Consider the following 26,789-nt stretch of genomic DNA (forward strand, 5'->3'; position numbering starts at 1 on the left):
GGATGGCACGATTTGTCACACTCTTTTTTATGATTTTGCCGCCAGAACGTTAAGTATGTAACCACCTGTTTTTATTTGCCATAAACTGCAATTTTCCGCCTGAAAACGGGGATATTCCTCCCCCTGTGCGCCGTGTCACAAAACAGTAAACAAATTAACCATTGAGCCCCGTGGCAAAAGGCTCTATATTGGCGGCGTTTTTTTCAGGCCCCCCATCTGTTTTTTAACTTTTTATTCAATCGTGGCTCATAACGAAGCGGCGGTTGTAGGAGTGATATGATGACGGATAAAGTCCGTATTGACACCGTAGATGCCCACAAAAGCAACGAAACCTATCTGGCCCGTCAGGCCGAGTTTGAATCTAACGTCAGGAGTTATCCGCGCAAACTGCCTTTAGCGATCACTAAAGCAGAAGGCGTGTGGGTAACCGATGCAGACAATAAAGAATACCTTGACTGTTTAGCAGGCGCAGGCACCCTTGCGCTTGGCCATAACCACCCTGATGTGCTGAAAAGCATCCAAAATGTCATTACCAGCGGCTTGCCGTTACATACTCTGGATCTGACTACGCCTCTGAAAGACGCGTTTTCCGAATACCTGCTCTCTCTGCTGCCTGGTCAGGGCGAAGAGTACTGCCTGCAGTTCACCGGTCCATCCGGTGCTGACGCTGTGGAAGCAGCGCTGAAGCTGGCGAAAAAAGTGACCGGCCGTAGCGGTATCATCAGCTTCTCTGGTGGTTACCACGGCATGACCCACGGCGCGCTGTCCGTGACCGGCAACCTGTCCCCGAAAGAAGCGGTAGACGGTATGATGCCAGAAGTGCAGTTCATGCCTTACCCGCACGAGTACCGTTGCCCGCTGGGTATCGGTGGTGAAGCGGGCGTGAAAGCGCTGACTTACTACTTCGAAAACCTGATCAACGACGTTGAGAGCGGCGTGCGCAAACCTGCTGCCGTCATTCTGGAAGCGGTTCAGGGCGAAGGCGGCGTGAACCCGGCGCCGGCTGAGTGGCTGCAGCGCATCCGTAAAGTGACTCAGGAACACGGCATTCTGCTGATCCTCGACGAAGTTCAGGCGGGCTTTGCCCGTACCGGTAAATTCTTCGCCTTCGAACACGCTGGCATTGAGCCAGACATCATCGTGATGTCTAAAGCTGTTGGTGGCGGTCTGCCGCTGGCCGTGCTCGGTATCAAAAAGCAGTTCGATGCATGGGCCCCAGGTCACCACACCGGTACCTTCCGCGGCAACCAGCTGGCGATGGCAACCGGTCTGACGACGCTAAAAATCCTGAAAGACCAGAACATCGCAGGCAAAGTGGCTGCACAGGGCGAATGGCTGAAAGGCCAGCTGAAAGAGATGGCGAAACGTTATCCGGTTATCGGTCACGTTCGCGGTCTGGGCATGATGATCGGTATCGAGATCGTTAAGCCACACGAAGCCGCTGACCACATGGGTTGCTTCCCGGGCGACGGCGAGCTGTCTGCACTGATTCAGAAGAAGTGCTTCGAAGCCGGTCTGATTCTGGAGCGTGGCGGTCGTAACGGTATCGTTCTGCGTCTGCTGCCATCTCTGCTGATCAGCGATGAAGAGCTGAAAGTCTTCCTGGATAAATTCGAGCAGGCCCTGCTTGCTGCGGGCGTTCGCCCGGCGTAACCGGAGTTGTTGATTACGATGTCTGATTCAAACCCAATTTTGTTCTCCTCTGCGCAGAGCATTGAAGCTTACCAGCAGGCGATTGAACAAAGCACTCAGGCTGTGATGCAGTGGCTGAAGCAGCCTGAGATGTATCAGGGCAAAACGGTCGCGGAACTGCGCGACCGCATTAAGCTGGATTTCAACCCGAAAGGGCTGGGCAACGAAGCGGCGATTGAACGCGCCGTGGAGTTCTTCCTGAAAGACAGCCTGTCCGTTCATCACCCGCAGTGCGTGGCGCACCTGCACTGCCCAAGCCTGGTCGTTAGCCAGGCGGCGGAAGTGCTGATCAACGCCACCAACCAGAGCATGGACTCCTGGGATCAAAGCCCGTCCGCAACCATCATCGAGATCAAACTGATCGAATGGCTGCGTACCCGCGTGGGTTATCAGGCTGGCGACGCCGGTGTCTTCACCAGCGGCGGCACCCAGAGCAACCTGATGGGCCTGATGCTGGCCCGTGATGCGTTCTTCGCGCGTCAGGGTCACTCCGTTCAGCAGGACGGTTTAACAGGCGATCTGCGTAAAATCCGCGTGCTGTGCTCCGAAAACGCGCACTTCTCCGTGCAGAAAAACATGGCGCTGATGGGTCTGGGTTACCAGTCCGTGGTGCAGGTGAAAACGGATGAATTCTCCCGTATGGATCTGACCGATCTGGCGGCGAAAATTGAACAGTGCAACGCGAACGGCGAACAGATTCTGGCGATTGTCGCGACAGCAGGTACCACCGATGCCGGTGCAATCGACCCGCTGCGTGCCATTGCCGAGCTGGCGGCGAAGCAGAACATCTGGGTACACGTTGATGCGGCCTGGGGCGGCGCGCTGCTGATGTCTGAGCAGTATCGTCACTACCTGGACGGCATTGAGCTGGTGGATTCAGTGACCCTGGACTTCCACAAGCAGTTCTTCCAGACCATCAGCTGCGGCGCGTTCCTGCTGAAAGAAGCGCGCCACTATGAGCTGATGCGCTATCAGGCGGCTTACCTGAACTCTGAGTTCGACGAAGAAGCCGGCGTGCCTAACCTGGTGTCCAAATCGCTGCAGACCACGCGCCGTTTCGACGCGCTGAAGCTGTGGATGAGCCTGGAAGCGCTGGGTCAGGAGCAGTACGCGGCGATCATCGATCACGGCGTGACGCTGGCACAGCAGGTTGCGGCTTACGTGAAAGAGCAGCCTGCTCTGGAACTGGTAATGCAGCCACAGCTGGCAAGCGTGCTGTTCCGCTTCCGTGGCCAGGTGCAGGCCGATGATGCAGGTATCGCCCTGTTGAACCAGAAAATTGGTGATGCGCTGCTGGAATCCGGCCGTGCAAACGTCGGCGTGACCGAGCATAACGGCGTGACCTGCCTGAAGCTGACGCTGCTGAACCCAACTGTGACGCTGGAGGATATCAAAATCCTGCTGTCGCTGGTTGAGCGCACCGCGCAGGAAGTTCTGGCGAAGTAATACCCCGCCCCTCTTCTGCGGAAGAGGGGTTTATTTTTATATCCCTGCCCACCACATTCTGATTTTTAATCCCCAGTAGCTCGTCCAGCCCGTCGTGGTACTGACGACGTTCCCCTTCGATACAATGACCAGCGTCGGCGTCACGCTTACCTGCCATTCCTGCGACAGCGCACCGTTTTCATCATTTATCACCGGCATTTTCAGCTGTTTCTTGTCAACCCAGCGTGCAAGCTTAGCGTTATCACCGGAGCGCATGGCGATACTCACCACGTTCCCGCCCTCTTCTGCCAGCTGATTCACCGCGGGCGTCGTGAAACGGCAGATGCTGCACCAGGTGGCCCAGACGTAAATCAGCAGTGGGCGCTCGTGGCTGAGCGCCGCGATATCGTGCGTTTTCCCGTCGATGCTCTGCATTGGGGCTGCGCTAAACGTGGCGGGTAAGGTCGGTTTTCGATACTGATCCACGCCCCACACCACGGCCAGCGTCAGCACAACAAGTATGATCCCTTCCCGCGCCCAGCGGCGCAGTCGGCTCAATTTACGGTTATCCATTGTGACCTCTTGATTTAACAGAGGTCATCTTAGCGGGCTGCACGCCATCACGCTGTAAAGAAGTGTCGCTTTACTTCGTTCGTAGAGTGTCGACCATCAGCGTAAAGCAGGATTCAATGAGCGGAGGAAGCGCCTGCGGGGCACGCATCAGCGCCACCGTGCGGAACAGTGCCGGCTGCTGAAGATGAACCACCTTAAGCCGGGGATCCTGCAAATGGGTGGTATAAAGCTGCGGCAATATCGCCACGGCCAGTTTCGAACGCACCAGGCCGTACAGCGTCTCAATATAGTCCACCTGATAACGCGTCTGCAGCGAAAGACGATGACTTTCGGCAAGCGCACTGACCAGCCGCTGGATGTTGCCTTTGGAGAAGACGGCAATATCCCGACCCACCAGCTGTTTCCAGGGCACGTGTGCCGACGCGCCCAGCGGATCGTCGCAATGGAATACCGCCACAAACGGATCTTCCTGCAGCGGGAACACGTTAAGCTGGTCGGGAACCGAGCTGTCCAGCGCCCCGATACCGAAATCAATCTGCCCTTTCAGCAGTTGCGCCACCAGCGCGTCATTGGTTTGATCGTGAAACTCCACCCGAAGGCGTGGAAAGGCCTGCGCAAGCGTCTGCGGCAGCAGCGGAAACAGCAGCGAGCTGACGGAAGGCACCAGACCGATACGCACCGTGCCGTCACCGCCGGCCTGCACAATCTGCTGCATATCATCAAATGCCAGCTGCGCTACGCTGAGTACCCGCTGGGCGTGGGGCAAAATAGCGTGACCCAACTCGGTCAGCGTAACCGCCGACGCGGTACGATTGACCAGTTTGCCGCCGAGTACCGTTTCGATTTGCCGCAGAGCGCTGCTGAGCGCAGGCTGGCTAATGGCCAGTTTACTGGCGGTATCCGTAAAATGACGCAGTTGCGCCAGCGTGACAAAATACTGTAGCTGCCGAAGGGAGAGCGCAGGCAAGCGCTGCCAGGGTTCCGTCATCATTCTCCATTACACCCGTCACAGAATAACCCGGGGTTATCGGGCGATAAATTTTATCAGCTGGGCAAACGTTTGCCGGGTGCATAGAGTAACGTCAATATTTCAATGCTGGAACTGTTAATTGCATGACTGCCGAAACCCGACGCCGCGCCGTTCAGGCCGCACGAGGCGAAACGCCCTTTGACCTGCTGCTTACCCATACCCGAATTGTCGATATGGCAACCGGTGAGATCCGCGAGGCGGATGTGGGGATCGTCGGCTCGCTTATCGCCAGCGTCCATCCACGCGGCAGCCGCAGTGATGCGCTTGAAACGCACGACCTGAAAAACCAGTTCCTCTCTCCGGGCCTCATGGATACGCACGTGCACCTTGAAAGCTCGCATCTGCTGCCCGCACGCTACGCGGAGATCGTGCTGGCGCAGGGCACCACAGCTGTCTTCTGGGATCCGCACGAGCTGGCGAACGTGCTCGGCATTGAGGGCGTCCGCTTTGCGATTGCGGCCAGCCGCAGCCTGCCGCTGCAGGTGATGGTCGCAGCGCCCTCGAGCGTGCCTTCCACGCCGGGGCTGGAGATGTCCGGCGCAGAATTTGCGGGCGAAGAGATGAATACCCTGCTCGGCTGGCCAGAAGTGCGCGGCGTGGCGGAGGTGATGGACATGCACGGGGTGCTGAACGGCAGCCAGCGTATGCTGGAGATCCTGCAGGCCGGGCTGGAAAGCGGAAAGCTGATTGAAGGCCATGCGCGCGGTCTCAGCGGCGCCGATTTACAGGCGTATCTGGCGGCGGGCGTCACCTCTGACCATGAGCTCACCTCCGCCGACGATGCGCTGGAAAAATTGCGCGCCGGGCTGACGCTGGAGATCCGCGGCTCGCATCCCTACCTGCTGCCCGAGATTGTCAGCGCCCTGAAAACGCTGCCGCACCTCTCGTCGCAAATCACGGTCTGCACCGATGACGTTCCCCCTGACGTGCTGCTGGAAAAAGGCGGTATTATCGCCCTGCTCAACCTGCTGATTGAACACGGTCTTCCGGCGACGGACGCGCTGCGGTTTGCCACGCTGAACGCCTCCCTGCGTCTTCAGCGCAACGATCTCGGACTGATTGCCGCCGGAAGACGCGCAGACCTGGTGGTGTTTGACTCTCTGGAAAAACTGACGGCTCGCCGGGTGTATGTCGCCGGGAAGTGCATTGCCCGTGACGGCGCGATGATTGAGCCGATCGTCGATACACCGCTGGCGCTACCGCGAGATACCGTGCGCCTGTCGCCCCTGGCCGCCAGTGACTTTTACCTGCACATCGACAACGCGAACCACGGTGTGGCGCGCCTGCGCCATATCAGCGGCGCACGTTTTACCCGCTGGGGCGAAACTGACGCCCGGGTGCGTGACGGACGCGTTGAAATACCGGCAGGCTTTAGCCTGATCTGGGTTCAGCACCGCCACGCGCGCCATGCGGCAACGCCGCAAATCGCTCTGCTGGAAGGCTGGGGAGAGCTGCGGGGAGCAATCGCCACCACTTACTCCCACGATTCACATAATCTGGTGGTGCTGGGGCGCGATCCCCATGACATGGCGCTGGCCGCCAACACGCTGATCGAGAGCGGCGGTGGGATGGCGCTGGTCCAAAACGGTAGCGTCATCGCGCATGTTGCGATGCCGATCGCGGGCATGCTGTCGGAACTTCCCCCGGCTGAGCTAGCCCGTCAGTTTCGCACGCTGCGTGAACGCAGCAGCCAGATTGCCGACTGGGAGCCGCCGTACCGGGTCTTTAAAGCCATTGAAGGAACCTGCCTTGCGTGTAACGCCGGGCCGCATCTGACCGATCTTGGAATGACGGATGGCAGCACGCGCCAGATTGTTAATCCGCTGATTTCTTACCGGGAAACCCCGGACACCACACAATAATATCGAAGGAGAGCCGGATAATGGCCGACAACACCGTTAATTCGCCAGCACCAGGGAGCTGGCTTGAACGTCGTTTTGCACTGCATACGCGTGGCAGTACCGTGCGTACCGAGTGTCTGGCGGGTCTCACTGGTTTTCTCGCCGCCGCCTATTTGCTGGTGGTCATCCCGGGCCTGCTGGCCGTAGGCGGGATGGACAAAGGCGCGGCGACGACCGGCACCATTTTAGTGTTTGTGGCCGGAACGCTGCTGATGGCCTTTTACGCTAACCTGCCGTTTATTGTCGGGCCGGGCATTGGTGGCTCGGTGCTGGTCGGCGTGACGCTGGCGGGAAGTGAGGGCATCGGCTGGGAAATCGGTCTTGGCATTGCCTGCTGGTCGGGGATTTTGTTCTTTCTTCTTACCCGCTTTGGCCTGCGGGAAGTGGTCACCCGCTCCGTACCGCAGTCCATCAAACTTGGGCTGACGGCCTCTATCGGCCTGTTTGTCGCGGTATTAGGCTTTCGCAATGCCGGGCTGGTGCTGGCCAACGCCAAAACAAATGCGCTGATGCTGGGGGATTTTCTCTCACCCGGTGCGCTGGTGGCGCTCGCTGGCCTGTTCCTGGCCATTGCCCTGCAGGCGCGCCGTATTCCGGGTGCTATCTTGTGGGCCATTTTGTTCGCCACCCTCGTGGGCATCCCGATGGGGGTCACGCGGCTTCCGGCAAGCTTCATCGATATGCCCCATTCGCTCACGCCGGTGCTGGGCCATATCGACATGCTGGGTGCCCTGAATATTGCCTTCCTGCCCTTCCTGTTCGTCTTCTTCGCCTCGGAGTTTTTCTCCACCATGGGTACCACGCTGGCGGTGGGAGGAGAAGCCGGGCTGCTGGATGACGAGGGTAATATGGTCAATATCAATCGCCCGTTTATGGTGGACTCTATTGCCGCGGCGTTAGGTCCGTGGGTCGGCATCCCTGCCGCCACGGCGCTGATTGAATCCTCTGCGGCCGCGGAAGCGGGTGGGAAAACCGGCATCACAGCGCTGGCCGCCGCGTTCATGTTTCTGCTGATGCTGCTGTTTACCCCCGTTGCGCTGATGATCCCGAAAGAAGCCACTGCGCCTGCCCTGATCCTGATCGGTCTGAACATGTTCAGCGGACTACGTAAGGTGGATCTGGCGAATTTCACCGACGGGCTGCCGGTACTGATGATGGTAATGATTACGCTCATCGCCAACAGCTTCGGGACAGGTATTGCAGGGGGATTGCTGTTTTACATTGTCATTAAAGCGATTGCGGGAAAATGGCGAGACATCCCTGTCGGACTTTGGATCCTCGCCATCCCGCTGGTCTATTATTTTGCCACGCTGGTGAAGCATTAATCCTTGCGCTGTCGCCGGGCCGGGCTTTGGCCATACTCATAATGGTCATAGCCCGCACGGTAATACTGCGTGGCCGATTTAATCACGTCGTTCAGCACGGTACCGCCGATGCGCGCGCCCGTTTGTTGCAGACGCTTGATGCTGTTCTCCATCTCTTTCAGGCGGGTCTTGCCAAAGCGGGCAACCAGCAGCGAGGTGCCCGCCACCCGAACGGCCACTGCGGCGTCGGTCACGGCCAGTACCGGCGGTGTGTCGAGGATCACCAGGTCATACTGTTCATTCGCCCAGGCCATTACCGCCCTGAAGCGTTCGCTCATCAGCAGTTCGGAGGGGTGTGATGGAACCGGCCCGCAGGTCAGCACATCAATATTGCCTTGCTCATAGTGCTGAATCGCCTCCTGACAGGCGCACTGTTCTTCAAGTACGCAGGAAAGTCCGGTGTGGTTTTTCAAACCAAATACGTTGTGGACGTATCCCTCGCGCATATCCGCATCGATAAATAACACCCTGAGCCCGGCCTGCGCCTCAATCGCGGCCAGCGAGGTGCTGACCAGCGTTTTTCCGCAGTCCTGGGTGGGTCCTGAAATCATGACGATGCGGTTAGCGGCATCCTGCAACGTGAAATGCAGGCTGGTACGCAGCCCCCGCACGGCCTCGACAAAAATATCGGCGGGCCGGTCAACCGGCAGAAAAGGCACATCGTTAATCCTGTGCCTCCAGCGCGAACCCAATACGCGTTTGCGGCGCAGATTCGTTTTTTTCCACAACCACATCGAACGCGGTAAGGTCGCCATCACCTGGACGCCGAACCCTTCCAGTTGCTCAGAGGTATTGATACCCCGTCTGAATGCAATACGAAGCAAAACAAGGCCCACAGAGCACATCAGCCCCAACAGCGTGCCCGACACCATAATCAGCGTCTTTTTCGGTTTAATAGGATCGGGTTGCGTCACCGCGCTGTCGATAATTCGCACGTTCCCGATGGCGCTGGAGCGTGAAATATTCAGTTCCTGCTGACGGGTAAGCAGCTGCAGGTAGATGGTGCGGCCTGACTCCACATCCCGGCTGAGGCGCAAAATGTCCTGCTGAGTGGAGGGCATGGCGGCAACACGCTGATTCAGGTGGATCTTCTCCTGCTCAAGAATGTGACGTTTTTCACGCAATGCGCGGTAGTTCGGATGCTCTTTCTTAAACAGCTGAGAGATCTCTGCCTCACGAAACGTCAGCTCGTTGAGCTGGTTTTCGATATTTACAATCTGTTCAAGCACCGATTTCGCTTCGAGAGAGAGATCGACCGAATCACGCTGTTTGCGATATTGATTCAGCCGCTCTTCGGCCTGATCCAGTTCGCTTCGGATTTTAGGTAACTGCTGCTGCAAAAACGCAAGACTTCGGGAATCCTGCGCTTCCTGGCGGTTAATATTTTGCTGCAGATAGTTGTTGGCAATCCGGTCAAGCACATGGGCAATCCGCTCCGGGTCGCTGCCGGTGAGCGTTAGCGTCAGCACCCCGCTCTGTTTTGCCGATTCAACCACGGAAAGCTGGGTGCTCAGGGCATTAATGGCCTCCAGACGGGTACTGCTTTGCAGCGTAAATTCGGTGCCCGGCGGGGCATCAAGGTTCACCACCAGCAGGGATACCCCCTCTTTTTCCAGCGCTTTTCCCTCTCTGCCCTCAGCAGAAAAGTTGTCGCCCTCCAGCCGATATACGCCCTTTTCCAGCACCGTGAGGAGAAGTGTGCGTGGCTTCCCTTCGACAGGTGAAAGCTGCAGCCAGCCCAGGGTTAGCGTGGCGGGTTTATGGCCCTGCAACCGCGCCCACAGACGTCCCCGCTGCGTCACGTTCTGCGTTAAGCCTAATTCATCAACGGTGGCCCCGAGGATCATGCGCGATTTAAGCAGCAGAATTTCAGGTTCAACATCGGGAGAGAGCTCATTACTGAACTGTCTTAAATTTTTGAGCAGGCTGTTATCCTGTTTTCCTTCCACCTGGATTAAGGCATCTGCGCGATAAACAGGCGTCGCCAGAAAGGCGTATAGCCCCGCCAGGACGGTGAACACGAAGGTCACTGAGAGAATAAGTACACGATGATCGAGCATCTCGCTGAGGAGACGAAGGAGATCAATTTCCTGATTTTCGGGTGCCGCTGCACCGTAACTGTCTGTTGTATAAGACGACATTAATGCTTCATTCCTTTTTGACTCAACCGATGAGCCCATTCCTGACTGGCTTTTCCTAACAGCCCGAAAACATAGTCAAATGCTTCACGACTCTTGCGATAGGGATCGGGGATCTCCTGCTGCTCCAGCCATTGCCCAAAGAGCAGCGATTTGCCGCGCAGTTCCGGGGCCATAGCAGAGATAAAACGCAGATGGGCGGGTTCCATCACCAGAATAAGATCCGACTCCCGCATCAGCTGTTGGGTCAGCTTACGTGCGCGATGCCCCTCCAGTGAGATCCCATGACGCCAGGCCACGTCCTGAGCGCTGAGATCCGCCGGGCTTCCCTCCAGGCCGAATATGCCTGCCGAGGTGATCCGTTTTCCCGGGAGCTGCTGGCGTAACAGCCGCTCGCCAATCGGCGAGCGGCAAATATTGCCCGTGCAGACCACTAAGATGGAATCAAACATTATTGCGGCCACGACCTGAGGTAGCGGACCGTTTCGGTCAGGTCATGCACACCTGAGATGGTCGGCACAAGCTGAGCGATCACGCGGTTCCAGCGTGACAGCGGCGCCGTGGTGACATAGACAATATCGTAGGGTTCAAGCTGGAATTCGGTCCCCAGCACCATCGCAGAGGCATCCTGCGCATTAAGCTGGTAAATACGGGCTATTTTTCCCGCGTCATTGCCTTTAGCCATGGAACGAATGACAAAAATGCCCGTCGCATCGGCCATGTCCTGATTCAATCCCCCCGCATTGCTCAGCGCTTCCGCCAGGGTCATGCCGCTTCTGTCCATCTTGAGCGTGCTCTGCTTGACAACTTCGCCCATCACAAACACTTTCAGGGCGTCGTTACGCGGAACAAACAGGATATCGCCCGGATAGAGCAGCTTATTTTGCGTCAGGTCACCATGCTGCATCAGCGCATACAAGGAGAGAGGAGAATCCTTTCCCTCGTGAGTGAGCACCACATTGCGCCAGTCAGCGTCGGCAGAGAGTCCCCCCGCTGCGTTGACGGCATCCATCACCGTCAGGGGGATATTGGTGATGGGCTGCTGACCAGATTTGACCACTTCTCCGGTGACGTAGGCTTTTTGTGAACGGAAGGCGGCCACGCTGACGTCCACCTGCGGGCTTTCGATCACGCTATTCAGGCGGGCGGCGATCTCCTCCCTCACTTCAGAGACCGTTTTGCCTGCCACCGGCAGTTTTCCGACATAGGGATAAAAGAGCGTGCCGTCCGCATTCACCCAGTTACCGGTGTCACTGGCACTGCGATACTGCCCGGCTGGTGTTGTCAGTTCCGGGTGATCCCAGACGGTCACGGTTAAAATATCCCCGGCGCCGATGCGGTACTCCCACTTCCTGACCTGCTCATCCAGCTTAGGATTTGGCTGAGATTTCGCGACAGCAGGCCGCAATTTCTCAATCAGTGAAGGGGTAAGAGGATAAAGATCCACGCGCTTATCTAAATAATTACCCTCTTCATCCGACGCCATAATATTTTTCCCGGATGAACGTAATGTTTGCCCGGGAGAAAATATGCAGCCGGTCAACTGACTTATTGCCAGAAATATTACAGAGAATGCTATTGTGTTTTTCATTAAAATTAAAATATCACTGATGATCGCGCCAAACGCGTAACAGGCAATCCCTTTAAGAATCACCCAATATCATAACGCACTGTTTTCAAATAATTAAATGTAGAAATAAACATCATAAAATAGAGGAAAGAAACACCAGAATAACGTAAGACTGATAATTAAACCGGTTGCCTTTCATGAGTTTAAAACGCCTTCAAATAAAAAGCATGCCTTGTGACTCACATTCTTATGGCAAACTCACCTTTTCAGATTTCGTTAAAATAAATATTATTTCACTGAATTAATCCCACCAAATAACATTCACAAAAGTAATGTTATTAACCTTTGGCGCTACACAAAATCGTCCACTTTTGTTACATTTTTTTTCTAACAGCCCCTGCGGGGATACTTAAAATAGGCTCTCAGCAGGCTGAGAGTATCAGTAACGGTATAACTGGAGAAAAAATGGCTAAGCGTACATGGCTGCTTCTGGGTGTAGTAATGTCTCTTGCAAGTGCAGCGTCAGCAGCCCCGCAAACCGCGTCGGCGTCTGGCGGCATCAAAGCTTATGAAGAACAGGAGTTCATTGCTGATTTCACGAAGTTTAAAATTGGCGACACGGCGCCCGCGCAGTATCAAACCCCGGAATACACCATCAAACAATATCAACTGCGTAACCTTCCGGCACCGGATGCGGGTACCCACTGGACCTATATGGGTGAAAACTACGTCCTGATTGGCGATGCAGACGGTAAAATCTACAAAGCCTACAACGGAGATATCTTCTATCATCGCTGATACGATCCTGATTCGTCGCTGGCAGGAAAGCGACCGCCCTTTCCTGCGTACCCTCTTCCTCCACGCCCGGCGTGAAGCCTGGCCATGGCTGGACAGTACTGACTGGCAGCTCGAAGATTTTGACGCAGCAACGCGTGACGAAGCGATCTGGGTTGCCACTCAGAACGGCCATCGTCTGGGTTTTGCGTCAGTGTGGACGAACGATAATTTTCTGCACAACCTGTTTGTTGACCCGCAGTATCAAGGTCTTGGGGTCGGGCACGTGCTCCTGGAACATGTGCAGAAGACGTTCACCAGTACGGGGTCACTGAAGTGTCTGGTGAAGAATACGCGGGCTATCGCGTTCTACCAGCGGCACGGCTGGCACATTGAGGCAACGGGGGATTCTCCGGAGGGAGAGTACTACCTGATGCATTACCGTTTGCGTTAACGTCGGGTGGCGGCTTCGCCTTACCCGACCTACGTCATGGTGCTATTTGTAGGCCGGGTAAGCGAAGCGCCACCCGGCCATTCGCGCTGAGGAGTTACACCGCGCGGAACGCGATGTCGCCAGGGATGACTTCCCCCTGCCAGTAGAGCTGCGCGGCCACGCGCCCCGCCAGTTGACGATACATCTCTGCAAATTCACTGTCCGGACGGCTGACGACCGTCGGTTTCCCGCTGTCCAGATCTTCACGCAGAGTAATGTGCAGCGGCATCTGCCCCAGCAGTTGGGTGTGATACTTCGCGGCCAGTTTTTCTGCCCCACCGGTCCCGAAGATAGGCTCGTGGTGACCGCAGTTGCTGCAGATGTGCATGCTCATGTTCTCGACAATACCGAGCACCGGCACCTCCACTTTTTCAAACATCACGATGCCTTTTTTGGCGTCGATCAGCGCGATATCCTGCGGAGTCGTCACGACAACCGCGCCCGTGACCGGGATGTTTTGCGCCAGCGTCAGCTGAATATCACCGGTACCAGGCGGCATATCCAGCACCAGATAATCCAGATCCGGCCACATCGTCTCCTGCAGCATCTGCATCAACGCTTTGCTGGCCATTGGGCCACGCCAGACCATGGCGTTGTCGTCGGTGACCAGATAACCGATGGAGTTCGTGGCCAGACCGTGCGCCATAATTGGCGCCATGTGGGTGCCGTCCGGCGAGGTTGGACGCTGATTCTCTGCGCCCAGCATATTGGGAATGGACGGGCCGTAGATATCGGCATCCAGAATACCGACCTTTGCTCCTTCCGCCGCCAGCGCCAGTGCCAGGTTGACAGCCGTGGAGGATTTACCCACCCCGCCCTTACCCGAGCTGACCGCAATGATGTTTTTCACACCGTTAACGCCCGGCTGGTTTTTCACCCGCTTGAGGGTGGCGATGCTGTGGCTCAGCTTCCAGTCGATGGCTTTCGCGCCGGTAATGCGCAGCAGTTCAGCGCTGGTTTGCTCTTTAAGCGCGTCAAAGGCGCTGGTCCAGACGAAGGGCATCTGCAGTTCAATGTGCAGCGTGTCGTCCAGCCAGGCAACGTGATGTAACGCTTTCAGCGTAGTCAGATTGTGCTTCAGGGTTGGATGCTGAAAGTTAGCCAGCGTCCCGGCGACCATTGCTCGTAAGGCTTCCGGTGATTTGGCCTGGGATTGAGAACTCATCCCGACTCCTTTGTTCTTGTGAATAAGACCTTAGATGAACAAGTTTACCTGAAAGGCCGTGGTTTGTGCTTACTTAATATTGCCCCTTTTGGTAATATCAAAAACCCTTTTCACAGTTGAAAGAAGTAATGCCTACTATGACTCAAGTCGCGAAGAAAATTCTGGTAACGTGCGCACTGCCGTACGCCAACGGCTCAATCCACCTCGGCCACATGCTGGAGCATATCCAGGCTGATGTCTGGGTCCGTTACCAGCGAATGCGCGGCCACGAGGTTAACTTCATCTGTGCGGACGATGCCCACGGCACGCCGATCATGCTGAAAGCGCAGCAGCTGGGGATTTCCCCGGAGCAGATGATTGCCGAAATGAGTCAGGAGCATCAGACTGATTTTGCTGGCTTTGACATCAGCTATGACAACTATCACTCCACGCACAGCGACGAGAACCGCGAGCTGTCGGAGCTGATCTACACCCGTCTGAAAGAGAACGGTTTTATTAAAAACCGCACCATCTCTCAGCTGTACGATCCGGAAAAAGGCATGTTCCTGCCGGACCGTTTCGTCAAAGGCACCTGCCCGAAATGTAAATCCCCGGACCAGTACGGCGATAACTGCGAAGTGTGCGGCGCGACCTACAGCCCGACCGAGCTTATCGAGCCAAAATCCGTGGTTTCCGGCGCCACGCCTGAGATGCGTGACTCCGAGCACTTCTTCTTCGATCTGCCGTCCTTCAGCGAAATGCTGCAGGCGTGGACCCGCAGCGGCGCGCTTCAGGAGCAGGTGGCGAACAAGATGCAGGAGTGGTTCGAATCTGGTCTGCAGCAGTGGGATATCTCCCGCGATGCGCCATACTTCGGCTTTGAAATCCCGAACGCACCGGGCAAGTATTTCTACGTCTGGCTGGATGCGCCAATCGGCTATATGGGTTCCTTCAAGAACCTGTGCGACAAGCGTGGCGACACCGTCAGCTTCGACGAATACTGGAAGAAAGATTCCACGGCCGAGTTGTACCACTTCATCGGCAAAGACATCGTTTACTTCCACAGCCTGTTCTGGCCGGCCATGCTGGAAGGCAGCAACTTCCGCAAGCCAACCAATCTGTTCGTGCATGGCTACGTAACCGTCAACGGCGCGAAGATGTCCAAATCCCGCGGGACATTCATTAAAGCCAGCACCTGGCTGAACCACTTCGACGCGGACAGCCTGCGCTATTACTACACCGCGAAGCTCTCTTCGCGCATCGACGATATCGACCTTAACCTGGAAGATTTCGTGCAGCGCGTGAACGCGGACATCGTTAACAAGGTGGTGAACCTGGCGTCCCGTAACGCAGGATTTATCGCCAAACGCTTTGACGGCGTGCTTTCTGCCGAACTGGCCGATCCTGAGCTGTATAAAACCTTCACCGATGCCGCCGCTGCGATTGGCGAAGCCTGGGAAAGCCGTGAATTCGGTAAAGCGATTCGTGAAATCATGGCGCTGGCCGATGTTGCCAACCGCTATGTGGACGAGCAGGCTCCGTGGGTGGTCGCGAAACAGGAAGGCCGTGATGCCAATCTGCAGGCCATCTGCACCATGGGTCTGAACATGTTCCGCGTGCTGATGACCTGGCTGAAGCCGGTACTGCCGCAGCTGGCAGCCCGTGCCGAAGCATTCCTGAACACCGAACTGAGCTGGGATGCTATCCAGCAGCCGCTGCTCGGCCACAAGGTGAACACCTTCAAAGCGCTGTACAACCGCATTGAGATGAAACAGGTTGAAGCGCTGGTGGAAGCCTCTAAGGAAGAGGTGAAGGCGGCTGCGGCACCGGTAACCGGCCCGCTGGCTGACGATCCGATTCAGGACACCATCACTTTTGATGATTTCGCCAAAGTCGACCTGCGCGTGGCGCTGATTGAGAACGCGGAATTTGTGGAAGGCTCTGACAAACTGCTGCGCCTGACGCTGGATCTGGGCGGTGAGAAGCGCAACGTCTTCTCCGGCATCCGTTCAGCTTACCCGGATCCGCAGGTGCTGATTGGCCGTCAGACCGTGATGGTCGCCAACCTGGCGCCGCGTAAAATGCGCTTCGGCATCTCTGAGGGGATGGTGATGGCCGCAGGCCCTGGCGGGAAAGATATCTTCCTGTTAAGCCCTGACGAAGGCGCGAAGCCGGGTCAGCAGGTGAAATAACAAAAAAGCCGGATTATTATCCGGCTTTTTTGTTCTCCCTCTCCCTGTGGGAGAGGGCCGGGGTGAGGGCATCAGGCCGCACCCATTGCGCAATCACGCCTTCGGGTTATGCACCCTCTGAGTCAGCCCGCGCAGGAAATTACGCAGAAACTGGTCGCCGCACTCGCGGTAATTTTTATGGTCCGGGGCGCGCATCATGGCGGTCACTTCCGGCACGGAGACGCGGAATTTTTGCTCCGTCATGATCGCCACAATATCATCCGTTTTCAGCGAGAATGCGATGCGCAGTTTTTTGAGCACCGTATTGTTATTCACCCGACGCTCCAGCGCCAGCTCTGGCGCAGAGTCATCTTTGCCACGCTTATCGTAGATCAGACCATTCAGGAAACCCGACAGAATAATGTCAGGGCAGCGCACAAACCCCTCTTCGTCTTCTTTGGTCATCCAGGTGTCGAAACCGGCAGAGGTGGATTCCATGTCCGACAGCGCAAGAATGCGCACCATGTCGTTATTGTTCGCTTTCAGGGTGTAGCGCAGGCTACGAAGAATATCGTTACTTAGCATAGAGCCTTCGAATGTCGATGATGCAATGGCGCGCAGTGTAGCAGTTTTACAGCCCAATCGCCTCTTTCAAACTCTTCAGGTAGCGGCGGCTGACCGGGACGGTTTGCCCGGCACGCAGAACCAGCTCGGCCTGGCCGTTATCTTCCAGCCGGATCTCTTTCAGGTGCGCCATATTGACCAGATACTGACGATGGCAGCGAATCAGCGGCGTGCGGCTCTCCAGTGTGCGCAGCGTCAGTTCGGTGAACCCTTCGTTCCCTTCTGCGCTGGTGACAAATACGCCGCTCAGGCGGCTGCTGACAAACGCCACATCATCCATCTGCAAAAGATAAATCCGGCTGTGTCCGGTGCAGGGGATAAACTTTAGCGGCTGCTGGTTTTCCGGCAGCACGGTGACATCCTGCGCGGTGCGCTCCTGGCGTAAGCGCGTGAGCGTTTTTTCCAGACGCTTCTCTTCAATTGGCTTGAGTAGATAATCAAACGCGTGCTCCTCAAAGGCTTTGACGGCATATTCATCGAACGCCGTGAGAAACACGATGTAGGGACGATGCTCCGGGTCGAGCATGCCGACCATCTCCAGTCCGCTGATGCGGGGCATCTGAATATCGAGGAACAGCACATCCGGGCGCAGCTTGTGCACCGCGCCAATGGCCTCAATGGCGTTGGCACACTCTCCCACAATCTCTATATCCGGCTGCTCCTGCAGCAGAACGCGCAGGTTTTCCCGTGCCAGCGGCTCGTCATCCACAATCAGCACTCTTAACATGCGCTTTCCTCCAGCGGCAGTCGTACGGTAATACGGGTAAATCGGTCAGGCTCGCAGGCGACGGTAATGCCGCAGTCATCGCCAAAATGGGCGCGCAGGCGTTTATCCACCAGGCTCATCCCTAAACCGCCGGAGGCGGAAGGCTGATAAAGCCCGGCATTATCTTCAATGTCCAGCACCAGATGGTGATTGAACCGGCTGGCGGCGATGGTTATCTGCCCTGTTCCCAAAAGCTGAGACGTACCGTGTTTAATGGCGTTTTCCACGATAGGCTGCAGGGTAAACGCCGGGAGATGCTGGTACGCCAGCTCTTCCGGAACGGAGAGCGACACCTGCAGGCGCGACTGGAAACGCGCCTGCTCGATCTGCAGATAGGCATTAACGTGCTCAATCTCATCGGCGAGGGTCACGATCTCTGACGGCCGTTTCAGGTTTTTGCGGAAAAAGGTCGACAGAAACTGTACCAGCTGCGCGGCCTGATCGCTGTCGCGGCGGATCACCGCTTTGAGGGTGTTGAGCGCATTAAACAGGAAATGCGGGTTGACCTGGGCATGCAGCAGTTTAATTTCTGACTGGGTCAGCAGGGCCTTCTGCCGTTCATATTGCCCGGCGAGGATTTGCGCTGACAGCAGCTGGGCGATCCCCTCCCCCAGCGTGCGGTTGATCGAGCTGAACAGACGGTTTTTCGCCTCATACAGCTTGATGGTGCCCATCACCCGCTGATTTTCGCCGCGCAGCGGAATGACCAGGGTGGAACCGAGCTTGCACTGCGGATGCAGCGAACAGCGGTAAGGCACTTCGTTACCGTCGGCATACACCACCTCGCCGGTCTCAATGGCGCGCAACGTATAGGCTGAGGAGATGGGTTTACCCGGTAAATGGTGATCGTCCCCGGTGCCGGTAAAGGCCAGCAGCCGCTCGCGGTCGGTTATGGCCACCGCGCCGATGTCCAGCTCCTTGTAGAGCACCAGCGCCACCTTCATGCTGTTCTCTTCGTTAAACCCCTGGCGCAGGATACCTTCGGTCGAGGCCGCAACCTTGAGCGCCGTGGCGGAAAAGGCTGAGGTGTACTTCTCAAACATGGCGCGCTTGTCGAGGAGAATACGCATAAACAGCGCCGCGCCCACGGTGTTGGTGACCATCATCGGGGCGGCAATACTGCCGACCAGGTGCAGCGCATCGTCGAAGGGACGGGCAATCAGCAGAATGATCGCCATCTGCGCCATTTCAGCCACAAAGGTGATCGCCCCGGCGGTCAGGGGGCTAAATACTTTATCCGGCCGGCCGCGTTTAATCATGTAGCTGTGGACCAGGCCGCCGAGCAGCCCTTCCACGATCGTCGAGATCATACAGCTCAGGGCCGTCATCCCGCCCATGGAATAACGATGCAGCCCCCCGGTTAAACCAACGAGCCCCCCGACGACCGGACCGCCCAGCAGACCGCCCATCACCGCGCCGATAGCGCGCGTATTGGCAATAGAATCTTCGATATGGAGACCAAACCAGGTCCCCATAATGCAGAATATGGAAAATACGACATAGCAGAGGAATTTGTGCGGCAGGCGTACGGTGACTTGCATCAGCGGGATAAACAGGCGCGTTTTACTCATCAGCCACGCAATGACAAGAAACACGCACATCTGCTGAAGCAACAGCAGCACCAGATTAAACTCGTACATACTCAAAACCGCACACGCTAAAAACGCGTAACATACACGGGTACGGCTCAACTTTCTTTGAAGCATCCCAAAAAAGCGCAAAATCGTGTCCGTTATCACACCTTTTTCTGAATATCGCGCATGCTTCGCATTGTTTGTTCAAAAATCAATCAACTCTTCCTGGTTCGACAAACTGGGTCTACAGTTAAGCTGGGGACGCGTAAGCCAGGGGGCGAATATGGCGCTTTACACGATAGGTGAAGTGGCACTCCTTTGTGATATCAATCCCGTTACCCTACGGGCGTGGCAGCGACGGTATGGATTACTCAAACCGCAGAGAACGGACGGTGGGCACCGCCTGTTCAATGATGCCGATATCGACCGGATCCGTGAGATCAAAAGCTGGATCGACAACGGGGTGCAGGTCGGGAAAGTGAAGTCCCTCCTCAGCCACGACGACCCTGACACGCAACACCGCTGGCGCGAACAACAGGAAACCCTGTTGCGCCTCCTGCAGGCAGGCAACCTGCAGCGCCTGCGCGGATGGATCAAAGAGCAGGGTCGCGATTATCCGGCGCAGACGCTGATCACCCATCTGTTTATTCCCCTGCGTCGACGCCTGCAGTGTCAGCAGTCTACTTTGCAGGCACTGCTCAGTATGCTCGACGGCGTGCTGATCAACTACATTGCCGTTTGCCTTGCCTCAGCGAAGAACAAAGCCGGAAAAGATGCGCTGGTGGTCGGCTGGAACGTACACGACACCACCCGCCTGTGGCTGGAAGCGTGGATTGCGACCCAGAAGGGCTGGCGCGTGGATGTCCTGGCGCACTCTCTGGCGCAGCTCAGACCTGAGTTTTTCGACGGTCATACCCTGCTGGTCTGGTGTGGCGAAGTGCCGTCCGCCACCCAGCAACAGCTGCTGACACAATGGCGCGAGAGTGGTTACCCGGTTTATTCCCTTGGCCCGGATGAGCCATAACGGCATTTAATGGTTCATTAACAGCAGCGCTTCACCGTATAATTGTTCCGTTAACAACAGGAGCAGATGATGAAGGCAACCAAACTGGCCGTTATTACCCTTTTTGTCCTGATGGCTGTAAGCGGCATCGGCGGCGTGATGCTGGCAGGGTACTCGTTTATCGTTCGTGGCGGTGTCGGCTGAGGTACTGCGCCAGTCGCTCAAAAATGCGATCGACGACGATTGCCACCAGCGCGACCAGCACCGCCCCCTGCACAATATAGGCCGTATTAAACCCGCTTAAGCCGATAATAATTGGCGTTCCCAACGTACTGGCACCGACCGTAGAGGCGATGGTCGCCGTCCCGATGTTAACGATCACCGACGTGCGGATCCCGGCAATGATAACCGGTGCCGCAAGCGGCAGCTCAACCTTGCGCAGCCGCTGGCCGCGACTCATCCCCATTCCTTCCGCCACGCTCAGTACGGACGCAGGTACTGCCGCAAGGCCCGCCAGCGTGCCCTGCAGCACCGGCAATACGCCATACAGAATCAGCGCAATGATGGCAGGCTGCTGCCCAAAGCCCATCACCGGGACCGCTATCGCCAGCACCGCCACCGGGGGAAACGTCTGTCCTATGGCCGCAATGGTCTCCACCAGCGGACGAAACTCCCGACCCGCAGGCCGTGTCACCGCGATACCGGCACCGGTGCCCAGCACCACCGCAATGGCGCTTGAGAGTGCCACCAGCCAGAGATGCGCCAGGGCGAGATTAACAAAGCTCTCCTGCTGATACACCGGCCGCGGCAGCCCGGGGAACAGCGTACTAAACAGCGCCGCGCTGTGGGGCATCAGAAACAATAAGGCGACAAAAAGCGCTACCAGCCAGAGGAGCGGATCACGCAGAGCCTTCACGCGCCACCTCCCCTGCCAGCAGATCGCGAAAATGTAAGGTACCGCATGGCGCCCCCCGTGCATCCGAAACGGGTAATACCTCGCACTGGCGCGCGACAAACGCGGAGAGGGCATCCCTCAGGCTCATCTGCTCCTGTAATGGCTCGCCGCTCACCGGCATCTCTTCCCGACGCATATAGTCACTGACCGTCCGCAGGGAGAGCAGCCTGACACCCAACTCGCTGCGGCCAAAAAATTCGCGCACAAAATCGTTCTTCGGCCATGTTAATAGCTCAAGCGGCGAGCCCTGCTGCACCACCTCGCCATGATCCATCAGCACCAGATGGTCAGCCAGGCGCAGGGCTTCATCAATGTCGTGCGTCACAAGCACGATCGTGCGTCCGAGAATACGGTGAATGCGGGTCATCTCTGCCTGCAGCGCCCCGCGCGTCACCGGATCCAGCGCGCCAAAGGGTTCATCCATCAGCAGTACCTGCGGATTGGCCGCCAGCGCGCGCGCCACACCCACGCGCTGCTGCTGGCCCCCGGATAACTGATGCGGATAGCGGTCACGCAGCGCGGGCTCCAGCCCCAGCAGCGCCATCAGTTCATCAACCCGGTCGGCGATGTTAGCCCGCGACCATTTCTCCAGCTGTAGCACGGTGGCAATATTCTGCGCCACCGTCCAGTGCGGAAACAGGCCGATAGACTGAATGGCGTAGCCCATCCGGCGACGCAGCTCCAGCACCGGCAGGCTGCGGATCTCTTCCCCGGCAAAGCGGATCATCCCGCTGTCATGCTCAACCAGCCGGTTGATCATCTTCAGCGTGGTGGATTTTCCCGACCCGGAGGTGCCAATCAGCACCGAAAACGCCCCCTCGGCAAAATTCAGGTTCAGATGGCTCGCGGCCGGGCGGCCGGCAAAGGTTTTACTGACATCAAGAAATTCAATCATTGGCTCTTCTCCCGAGCAGCGCGAGCCATAAGGCAAACAGGGCGTCGACAACAACCGCCAGCGCAATCGTGGGTACCACACCCAACAGCACCAGATCCAGAGCACTGCTCAGCAGCCCCTGGAAGACCAGCGCACCAAATCCCCCCGCGCCAATCAGCGCCGCGATGACCGCCATACCAACGGTTTGTACCGCCACCACCCGCAGACTGCGCAGCAGCAGGGGCAGCGCCAGCGGCAGCTGGATCTTCCAGAAACACTGCCGCGCGCTCATCCCCATCGCATGGGCGCTTTCCAGCACATCCGGGGCGACCTGGCTTAAGCCCGCGACCACACCGCGCACCAGTGGCAACAGCGCATACAGCACCAGCGCAATCAGGGCAGGCGTTAACCCCGTTCCGGCGATGCCCAGCGTTCCCAGCGCGGGAAACGACTTCACCAGCCCGGCCAGCGGGGCAATCAGCAGACCAAACAGCGCGACGGAAGGGATGGTCTGGATAACGTTAAGCACGGCAAAAATACCGCCCTGACGTGAAGGATGGCGATAGCACCACATGCCCAGGGGTATCCCGAGCAGGAGCGCCGGAAAGAGCGTGCCGAAAAGAAGGGTCAGATGTTGTGCCAGGGCATCATCAAACACCTCCTGTCGGTTAGCGTACTCTTTTAACAGCGAAAGGTTGTTCAGCTCACCGCTGAAAAGCAGAAATAAGGGAATACACCATATCTGCGCATTAAGTACCCAGCGCCAGACGCTACTTGCGATGAGTCGACGAATGGCGTCGCTGCAGGCCAGCAGACACAGCGCCAGCCAGAGCCAGAGGCCGCTGCCCACCGTGGTTCTCGCCAGCGGACTTTCCGCCGACGTCATATGCGTTGCCGCCAGCCCGGCTCCCCAGAACAGGATGATAAACAGCCCTTCAGCGAGGAGCAGCGTCAGCCACTGCGCCGTGCGCCCCTGCCAGAGAGAAAGGATCACCCACGCGCCGAGCGCCGACGCCAGACACCACGGCGTGAACGACCAGATTTGCCAGAGCGCTTTTCCTTCTCCCGACATCAGGCGGTTAGGGGCAACATTCACAAACGGTAGTGCGACTGCCGCGATGGCCACGCAGGCCAACAGCAGCAGTACGCGGTTATGACATTTTATCGGCACAGCCCTTTCCCGTTACTTCACAAGCCCTTGTTGTTTCAGGAAGTCGGCGGCCACTTTTTTGGCATCCAGCCCCTCGACGGCAATGCTGGCATTCAGCTGCTGCAGCGTTTTTTCATCCAGCTTTTCGAAGACCGGTTTGAGCCATTCTGCAATGTCCGGGTACGCTTTCAGCACCGCCTCGCGCACCACCGGAGTTGGGGCGTAAATCGGCTGAACGCCTTTTGGATCGGTCAGGGTTTGCAGGCCGAGCGCCGCGACCGGGCCGTCGGTGCCGTAAGCCATTGCGGCGTTAACGCCGGAGGTTTGCTGCGCCGCAGCTTTGATGGTCACCGCGGTATCGCCGCCCGCCAGCGAGAGCAGCTGCGCCTGGTCAAGCTTGAAGTTATAGGCTTTTTCAAACGCGGGCAGCGCGTCAGGCCGCTCGATAAACTCCGCGGACGCCGCCAGCTTAAAGTCGCCCTTCTCTTTCAGGTAGCGGCTGAGATCCGCAAGCGTGGTCAGTTTACCTTTCTCCGCCACGTCCTTACGCACGGCGATAGTCCAGGTATTGTTAGCCGGGGCTGGCGTCAGCCAGACCAGTTTGTTCTGTTCCGCGTCGAGTTTTTTGACTTTTTCATACCCGGCGCTGGCGTTTTTCCATGCCGGATCGTTTTCATCTTTGAAGAAGAATGCCCCGTTGCCGGTGTATTCCGGGTAGATATCCAGTTCGCCGGAGGTAATCGCGCCGCGTACGACGGGCGTGGTACCGAGCTGGACTTTATTGACAGTTTTCACGCCGTGGCTTTCCAGCACCTGCAGAATAATATTGCCAAGCAGCGCGCCTTCGGTATCGATCTTTGAGCCCACTTTTACCGGCTCCGCCGCCTGTAGCGGCAGGCTTAGCGCTGCGAGTAGCGCCACAGAAGCTACCATCCCCGTTTTAATCGTCATTCCGCTGTCCTCATTTTTTTATCGCCTTTTTCAGAGGCTTGAGAGAAAAGCGTAGCTTAAAACGGCGGATTTACCCGGCAAAATGCCTTTTTAGCATAAGGTAAGACGCATCCCCCGGAAGTCGGGGGATGCAAAGGCAGGAAAGGTTACAGCAGCTCGAATTCGCCCTGGTTTACGCGGGCGGAATCCACGCCGATAAAGACATTAAACTTGCCCGGTTCCGCATCGTATTTCATCTGCTGGTTCCAGAACTTCAGCGCGTCCACGTCAATCGGGAAGCTGATGGTTTTGGTTTCGCCAGGTTTCAGAGTGACCTTCTCGAAGCCGCGCAGCTGTTTCACCGGACGGCTCATGGAGGCCGTGACATCCTGAACGTACATCTGGATCACCGTCGCCCCTTCGCGCTTGCCGGTGTTGGTCACGTCAACGCTGGCGGTGACCTTGCCGTCACGCTTCAGGGTTGGCGCCGACATTTTCACGTCAGAGACCTTGAAGGTGGTGTAGCTCAGACCGTAACCAAACGGATACAGCGGGCCGTTAGCTTCGTCGAAGTAACGGGAGGTGTACTTGTTCGGTTTGTCGGCATTGTAAGGACGGCCGGTGTTCAGGTGGCTGTAGTAAACCGGGATCTGCCCGACAGAGCGCGGGAAGGACATCGGCAGCTTGCCCGACGGGTTGTAATCGCCAAACAGCACGTCGGCGATGGCGTTACCGCCTTCGGTACCAGCGAACCAGGTTTCCAGAATGGCGTCAGCCTGCTGGTCCTCTTTCACCAGCGCCAGCGGACGACCATTCATCAGCACCAGCACCAGCGGCTTGCCGGTGGCTTTCAGGGCGGCGATCAGATCACGCTGGCTCTGCGGGATGGTGATGTCCGTTCGGCTGGAGGCTTCATGCGCCATCCCCTGCGCTTCGCCCACGACCGCAACAACAACGTCAGACTGCTTCGCGGTATTCACCGCCTCGTCAATCATCTCCTTCGGCGTGCGCGGATCGACCTTCACCGCTTCCTCATACTGGTTGAGGAAGGTCACGATGTCTTTATCGTTGGTGACGTTGGCACCTTTGGCATACAGCACTTTCGCGTTATCACCCACGGCGCTCTTAATCCCGGTCAGCACGGTCACGGACTGGTCGGCCACGCCAGCGGCAGACCAGCTGCCCATGACGTCGCGCTTGCTGTCGGCCAGCGGGCCTACCACGGCAATGGTGCCGGATTTTTTCAGCGGCAGCGTGTCGAGGCGATTTTTCAGCAGCACCAGGCTTTCGCGCGCCACGTCACGCGCTTCTTTGCGGTGCAGACGGCTTTCGGCGTTAGTGTCCACAGGATCAGAATCTTTCGGCCCGAGGTGACTGTAAGGATCGTTAAACAGCCCCATATCGTATTTCACATTCAGCACGTGACGCGTGGCATCGTCCAGCTCCGCCATCGTGACTTTGCCGCTCTTCACCAGACCCGGCAGGTATTTGCTGTAGTACTCGTCACTCATGCTCATGTTGATACCGGACTTGAGCGCCACGCGCACCGCATCTTCCGGGTCGGAGGCGGTGCCGTGTTTGATAAGCTCCTTAATCGCGCCGTGGTCAGACACCGTGATGCCCTTGAAGCCCCACTGGTCGCGCAGCACGTCTTTCAGTAGCCAGGAATCAGACGTCGCTGGCGTGCCGTTGAGTGAGTTCAGCGCCACCATCACCGCGCCGCTCCCCGCATCGAGCCCTGCCTTGTACGGCGGCATGTAGTCGTTAAACAGGCGCTGCGGGCTCATGTCGACGGTGTTGTACTCTTTACCGCCTTCCACTGCGCCATAGGCCGCGAAGTGCTTGACGCTGGTCATCACCGAGTAGCGATCCGCCGGGCTCTTGCCCTGCATCGCTTCCACCATGGTTTTGCCCATTGTGGCAGTTAAATACGTATCTTCACCGAAGCCTTCCGAGCCGCGACCCCAGCGCGGATCGCGCGAGACATCCACCATCGGTGCCCAGGTCATGTTCAGGCCGTCGTCCGCGGCTTCATAAGCCGATACGCGCCCTACGGTTTTCACCGCGTCGAGGTTAAACGAGGAGGCTAAGCCAAGGCTGATGGGAAAGACGGTACGCTGGCCGTGTACCACGTCATAGGCGAAGAACAGTGGAATTTTCAGGCGGCTGAGATCCATCACCTGATCCTGCATCTTGCGGATATCCTGACGGGTAACGGTATTAAAGATGGCGCCAACCTGCCCGTCTTTGATCATTTCGCGGATCGCCTCTTTTGGGTTATCCGGACCGACGCTGATCAGACGCAGCTGGCCGATCTTTTCATCGACCGTCATTTTCTTGAGCAATTCCGTGACAAACGCGTCCCGGGCTTCAGGCGTGAGCGGATGGTTACCAAACAAATCCTCTGCCAGCGCAGGTTGCAGCGCCAGGCTGACGGCGACACCTACAGAACATAGCCATTTCATGTCGTTTTACTCTCTCATCAATAACCGCCGGACGATCTCGGCCATACCGTGCGAAAAGCGCAGTGTGCCACAAACCCTCTGAACGTTGCAGGGTTATTCTCTGATTTTTCTCGTGAATACTCGACCGCTTAACAGTTAATCGCGCTATGCTTTACAGCGAGAAATTTGCCCCA

The 26,789-nt window shown here is 57.2% G+C and carries 23 protein-coding genes; 9 read left to right on the forward strand and 14 right to left on the reverse strand.

All coding sequences use genetic code 11. The features are described from left to right. Positions 1–276 precede the first annotated feature (276 nt). Both C1N69_RS15060 and C1N69_RS15065 read left to right on the forward strand, forming a co-directional pair. Positions 277–1,653 carry a diaminobutyrate--2-oxoglutarate transaminase gene (locus C1N69_RS15060; protein WP_155031477.1) on the forward strand — a complete coding sequence of 459 codons (1,377 nt, stop codon included), beginning with the start codon at positions 277–279 and terminating at the stop codon, positions 1,651–1,653. A gap of 18 nt (positions 1,654–1,671) precedes the next feature. After that, on the forward strand, positions 1,672–3,138 hold the full coding sequence (locus C1N69_RS15065) for a pyridoxal phosphate-dependent decarboxylase family protein (RefSeq protein ID WP_025759992.1): 1,467 nt from the start codon (positions 1,672–1,674) through the stop codon (positions 3,136–3,138). Positions 3,139–3,174: 36 nt separating this feature from the next. Here the strand turns inward: C1N69_RS15065 and C1N69_RS15070 are convergent, their stop codons facing one another. Together C1N69_RS15070 and C1N69_RS15075 are read right to left on the reverse strand one after the other, a co-directional pair. After that, positions 3,175–3,690 (reverse strand): protein disulfide oxidoreductase, encoded by a 516-nt coding sequence (locus tag C1N69_RS15070; RefSeq protein ID WP_095450975.1) that lies wholly within the window; start codon positions 3,688–3,690, stop codon positions 3,175–3,177. 70 nt (positions 3,691–3,760) lie between these two features. Continuing rightward, complete coding sequence (locus tag C1N69_RS15075) at positions 3,761–4,681, reverse strand: LysR family transcriptional regulator (RefSeq protein ID WP_167514968.1); 921 nt, start codon at positions 4,679–4,681, stop codon at positions 3,761–3,763. A 122-nt stretch (positions 4,682–4,803) separates the two neighbouring features. Here C1N69_RS15075 and C1N69_RS15080 point away from each other — a divergent pair, with 122 nt between their 5' ends. Both C1N69_RS15080 and C1N69_RS15085 read left to right on the forward strand, forming a co-directional pair. After that, on the forward strand, positions 4,804–6,582 hold the full coding sequence (locus tag C1N69_RS15080) for an adenine deaminase (protein WP_155031478.1): 1,779 nt from the start codon (positions 4,804–4,806) through the stop codon (positions 6,580–6,582). A 20-nt stretch (positions 6,583–6,602) separates the two neighbouring features. Beyond that, the gene (locus C1N69_RS15085; protein ID WP_025759997.1) at positions 6,603–7,946 is read left to right on the forward strand and encodes an NCS2 family permease; all 1,344 of its coding nucleotides are present in this window, start codon (positions 6,603–6,605) and stop codon (positions 7,944–7,946) included. Here C1N69_RS15085 and C1N69_RS15090 read toward each other — a convergent pair. From C1N69_RS15090 to C1N69_RS15100, 3 genes are read right to left on the reverse strand one after another with little or no spacing between them, the layout of a single operon-like run. After that, positions 7,943–10,126 (reverse strand): polysaccharide biosynthesis tyrosine autokinase, encoded by a 2,184-nt coding sequence (locus tag C1N69_RS15090; RefSeq protein ID WP_155031479.1) that lies wholly within the window; start codon positions 10,124–10,126, stop codon positions 7,943–7,945. The two genes, C1N69_RS15085 and C1N69_RS15090, sit on opposite strands and share 4 nt — an antisense overlap. Next, positions 10,126–10,575 (reverse strand): arsenate reductase/protein-tyrosine-phosphatase family protein, encoded by a 450-nt coding sequence (locus C1N69_RS15095; RefSeq protein WP_047959086.1) that lies wholly within the window; start codon positions 10,573–10,575, stop codon positions 10,126–10,128. Before C1N69_RS15095 ends, C1N69_RS15090 begins: the two co-directional genes overlap by 1 nt. Continuing rightward, positions 10,575–11,714, reverse strand: coding sequence for a polysaccharide export protein (locus C1N69_RS15100; protein ID WP_095451540.1), 1,140 nt, complete (start codon positions 11,712–11,714; stop codon positions 10,575–10,577). Before C1N69_RS15100 ends, C1N69_RS15095 begins: the two co-directional genes overlap by 1 nt. Positions 11,715–12,158: 444 nt before the next feature. Here C1N69_RS15100 and C1N69_RS15105 point away from each other — a divergent pair, with 444 nt between their 5' ends. Further along, positions 12,159–12,491, forward strand: coding sequence for an RcnB family protein (locus C1N69_RS15105; RefSeq protein WP_025760019.1), 333 nt, complete (start codon positions 12,159–12,161; stop codon positions 12,489–12,491). Next, entirely contained in the window at positions 12,436–12,921 is a 486-nt protein-coding gene (locus tag C1N69_RS15110) for a GNAT family N-acetyltransferase (RefSeq protein ID WP_047959087.1), read from the forward strand. The genes C1N69_RS15105 and C1N69_RS15110 overlap by 56 nt, the downstream gene beginning before the upstream one ends. A 94-nt stretch (positions 12,922–13,015) precedes the next feature. Here the strand turns inward: C1N69_RS15110 and apbC are convergent, their stop codons facing one another. Then, entirely contained in the window at positions 13,016–14,125 is a 1,110-nt protein-coding gene (apbC, locus tag C1N69_RS15115; RefSeq protein ID WP_025760017.1) for an iron-sulfur cluster carrier protein ApbC, read from the reverse strand. 137 nt (positions 14,126–14,262) lie between these two features. On the opposite strand from apbC, the gene metG reads away from it, so the two are divergent. Next, positions 14,263–16,296: a methionine--tRNA ligase gene (gene metG, locus C1N69_RS15120; RefSeq protein ID WP_155031480.1), complete on the forward strand. Its 2,034-nt coding sequence runs from the start codon at positions 14,263–14,265 to the stop codon at positions 16,294–16,296. Between the two features lie 93 nt (positions 16,297–16,389). On the opposite strand, the gene C1N69_RS15125 is transcribed toward metG, so the two are convergent. The 3 genes from C1N69_RS15125 to C1N69_RS15135 are packed head-to-tail and all read right to left on the reverse strand — an operon-like array spanning position 16,390 to position 19,305. After that, positions 16,390–16,860 carry a YehS family protein gene (locus C1N69_RS15125; protein ID WP_045285177.1) on the reverse strand — a complete coding sequence of 157 codons (471 nt, stop codon included), beginning with the start codon at positions 16,858–16,860 and terminating at the stop codon, positions 16,390–16,392. A 46-nt stretch (positions 16,861–16,906) separates the two neighbouring features. Further along, positions 16,907–17,626, reverse strand: coding sequence for a two-component system response regulator BtsR (gene btsR / locus C1N69_RS15130; protein WP_025760014.1), 720 nt, complete (start codon positions 17,624–17,626; stop codon positions 16,907–16,909). Then, positions 17,620–19,305, reverse strand: coding sequence for a sensor histidine kinase (locus C1N69_RS15135; RefSeq protein WP_155031481.1), 1,686 nt, complete (start codon positions 19,303–19,305; stop codon positions 17,620–17,622). The genes btsR and C1N69_RS15135 overlap by 7 nt, the downstream gene beginning before the upstream one ends. 217 nt (positions 19,306–19,522) lie before the next feature. Here C1N69_RS15135 and mlrA point away from each other — a divergent pair, with 217 nt between their 5' ends. Both mlrA and C1N69_RS15145 read left to right on the forward strand, forming a co-directional pair. Further along, on the forward strand, positions 19,523–20,263 hold the full coding sequence (mlrA, locus tag C1N69_RS15140; protein ID WP_047959089.1) for an HTH-type transcriptional regulator MlrA: 741 nt from the start codon (positions 19,523–19,525) through the stop codon (positions 20,261–20,263). A gap of 69 nt (positions 20,264–20,332) precedes the next feature. Next, the gene (locus C1N69_RS15145; RefSeq protein ID WP_010433613.1) at positions 20,333–20,446 is read left to right on the forward strand and encodes a protein YohO; all 114 of its coding nucleotides are present in this window, start codon (positions 20,333–20,335) and stop codon (positions 20,444–20,446) included. Here the strand turns inward: C1N69_RS15145 and C1N69_RS15150 are convergent. The 5 genes from C1N69_RS15150 to bglX all read right to left on the reverse strand — a co-directional run bounded on the left by C1N69_RS15150 (position 20,421) and on the right by bglX (position 26,616). Next, the gene (locus C1N69_RS15150) at positions 20,421–21,158 is read right to left on the reverse strand and encodes an ABC transporter permease (protein ID WP_155031482.1); all 738 of its coding nucleotides are present in this window, start codon (positions 21,156–21,158) and stop codon (positions 20,421–20,423) included. The genes C1N69_RS15145 and C1N69_RS15150 overlap by 26 nt on opposite strands. Beyond that, positions 21,142–22,092 (reverse strand): ABC transporter ATP-binding protein, encoded by a 951-nt coding sequence (locus C1N69_RS15155; RefSeq protein WP_045285175.1) that lies wholly within the window; start codon positions 22,090–22,092, stop codon positions 21,142–21,144. The genes C1N69_RS15150 and C1N69_RS15155 overlap by 17 nt, the downstream gene beginning before the upstream one ends. Beyond that, on the reverse strand, positions 22,085–23,242 hold the full coding sequence (locus tag C1N69_RS15160; RefSeq protein ID WP_045285174.1) for an ABC transporter permease: 1,158 nt from the start codon (positions 23,240–23,242) through the stop codon (positions 22,085–22,087). Before C1N69_RS15160 ends, C1N69_RS15155 begins: the two co-directional genes overlap by 8 nt. Before the next feature lie 12 nt (positions 23,243–23,254). Next, on the reverse strand, positions 23,255–24,172 hold the full coding sequence (gene osmF, locus C1N69_RS15165) for a glycine betaine ABC transporter substrate-binding protein OsmF (protein ID WP_025760006.1): 918 nt from the start codon (positions 24,170–24,172) through the stop codon (positions 23,255–23,257). A gap of 146 nt (positions 24,173–24,318) precedes the next feature. After that, complete coding sequence (gene bglX / locus C1N69_RS15170) at positions 24,319–26,616, reverse strand: beta-glucosidase BglX (protein WP_047959093.1); 2,298 nt, start codon at positions 26,614–26,616, stop codon at positions 24,319–24,321. Positions 26,617–26,789 lie beyond the last annotated feature (173 nt).

It is taken from the genome of Enterobacter sichuanensis (assembly GCF_009036245.1).
Taxonomy (GTDB): Bacteria; Pseudomonadota; Gammaproteobacteria; order Enterobacterales; family Enterobacteriaceae; genus Enterobacter; species Enterobacter sichuanensis.

What these genes read in the sequence shown, in the direction of transcription:
- C1N69_RS15110 (WP_047959087.1), top strand. Translation starts at nt 12,436, where the DNA reads ATGCAGACGGTAAAATCTACAAAGCCTACAACGGAGATATCTTCTATC.
- C1N69_RS15145 (WP_010433613.1), top strand. Translation starts at nt 20,333, where the DNA reads ATGAAGGCAACCAAACTGGCCGTTATTACCCTTTTTGTCCTGATGGCT.
- C1N69_RS15080 (WP_155031478.1), top strand. Translation starts at nt 4,804, where the DNA reads ATGACTGCCGAAACCCGACGCCGCGCCGTTCAGGCCGCACGAGGCGAA.
- C1N69_RS15070 (WP_095450975.1), bottom strand. Translation starts at nt 3,690, where the DNA reads ATGGATAACCGTAAATTGAGCCGACTGCGCCGCTGGGCGCGGGAAGGG.
- C1N69_RS15105 (WP_025760019.1), top strand. Translation starts at nt 12,159, where the DNA reads ATGGCTAAGCGTACATGGCTGCTTCTGGGTGTAGTAATGTCTCTTGCA.
- C1N69_RS15100 (WP_095451540.1), bottom strand. Translation starts at nt 11,714, where the DNA reads ATGAAAAACACAATAGCATTCTCTGTAATATTTCTGGCAATAAGTCAG.
- C1N69_RS15075 (WP_167514968.1), bottom strand. Translation starts at nt 4,681, where the DNA reads ATGATGACGGAACCCTGGCAGCGCTTGCCTGCGCTCTCCCTTCGGCAG.
- C1N69_RS15095 (WP_047959086.1), bottom strand. Translation starts at nt 10,575, where the DNA reads ATGTTTGATTCCATCTTAGTGGTCTGCACGGGCAATATTTGCCGCTCG.
- C1N69_RS15065 (WP_025759992.1), top strand. Translation starts at nt 1,672, where the DNA reads ATGTCTGATTCAAACCCAATTTTGTTCTCCTCTGCGCAGAGCATTGAA.
- C1N69_RS15155 (WP_045285175.1), bottom strand. Translation starts at nt 22,092, where the DNA reads ATGATTGAATTTCTTGATGTCAGTAAAACCTTTGCCGGCCGCCCGGCC.
- metG (WP_155031480.1), top strand. Translation starts at nt 14,263, where the DNA reads ATGACTCAAGTCGCGAAGAAAATTCTGGTAACGTGCGCACTGCCGTAC.
- C1N69_RS15085 (WP_025759997.1), top strand. Translation starts at nt 6,603, where the DNA reads ATGGCCGACAACACCGTTAATTCGCCAGCACCAGGGAGCTGGCTTGAA.
- mlrA (WP_047959089.1), top strand. Translation starts at nt 19,523, where the DNA reads ATGGCGCTTTACACGATAGGTGAAGTGGCACTCCTTTGTGATATCAAT.
- C1N69_RS15060 (WP_155031477.1), top strand. Translation starts at nt 277, where the DNA reads ATGATGACGGATAAAGTCCGTATTGACACCGTAGATGCCCACAAAAGC.
- C1N69_RS15135 (WP_155031481.1), bottom strand. Translation starts at nt 19,305, where the DNA reads ATGTACGAGTTTAATCTGGTGCTGCTGTTGCTTCAGCAGATGTGCGTG.
- btsR (WP_025760014.1), bottom strand. Translation starts at nt 17,626, where the DNA reads ATGTTAAGAGTGCTGATTGTGGATGACGAGCCGCTGGCACGGGAAAAC.
- bglX (WP_047959093.1), bottom strand. Translation starts at nt 26,616, where the DNA reads ATGAAATGGCTATGTTCTGTAGGTGTCGCCGTCAGCCTGGCGCTGCAA.
- apbC (WP_025760017.1), bottom strand. Translation starts at nt 14,125, where the DNA reads ATGAGTTCTCAATCCCAGGCCAAATCACCGGAAGCCTTACGAGCAATG.
- C1N69_RS15090 (WP_155031479.1), bottom strand. Translation starts at nt 10,126, where the DNA reads ATGTCGTCTTATACAACAGACAGTTACGGTGCAGCGGCACCCGAAAAT.
- osmF (WP_025760006.1), bottom strand. Translation starts at nt 24,172, where the DNA reads ATGACGATTAAAACGGGGATGGTAGCTTCTGTGGCGCTACTCGCAGCG.
- C1N69_RS15125 (WP_045285177.1), bottom strand. Translation starts at nt 16,860, where the DNA reads ATGCTAAGTAACGATATTCTTCGTAGCCTGCGCTACACCCTGAAAGCG.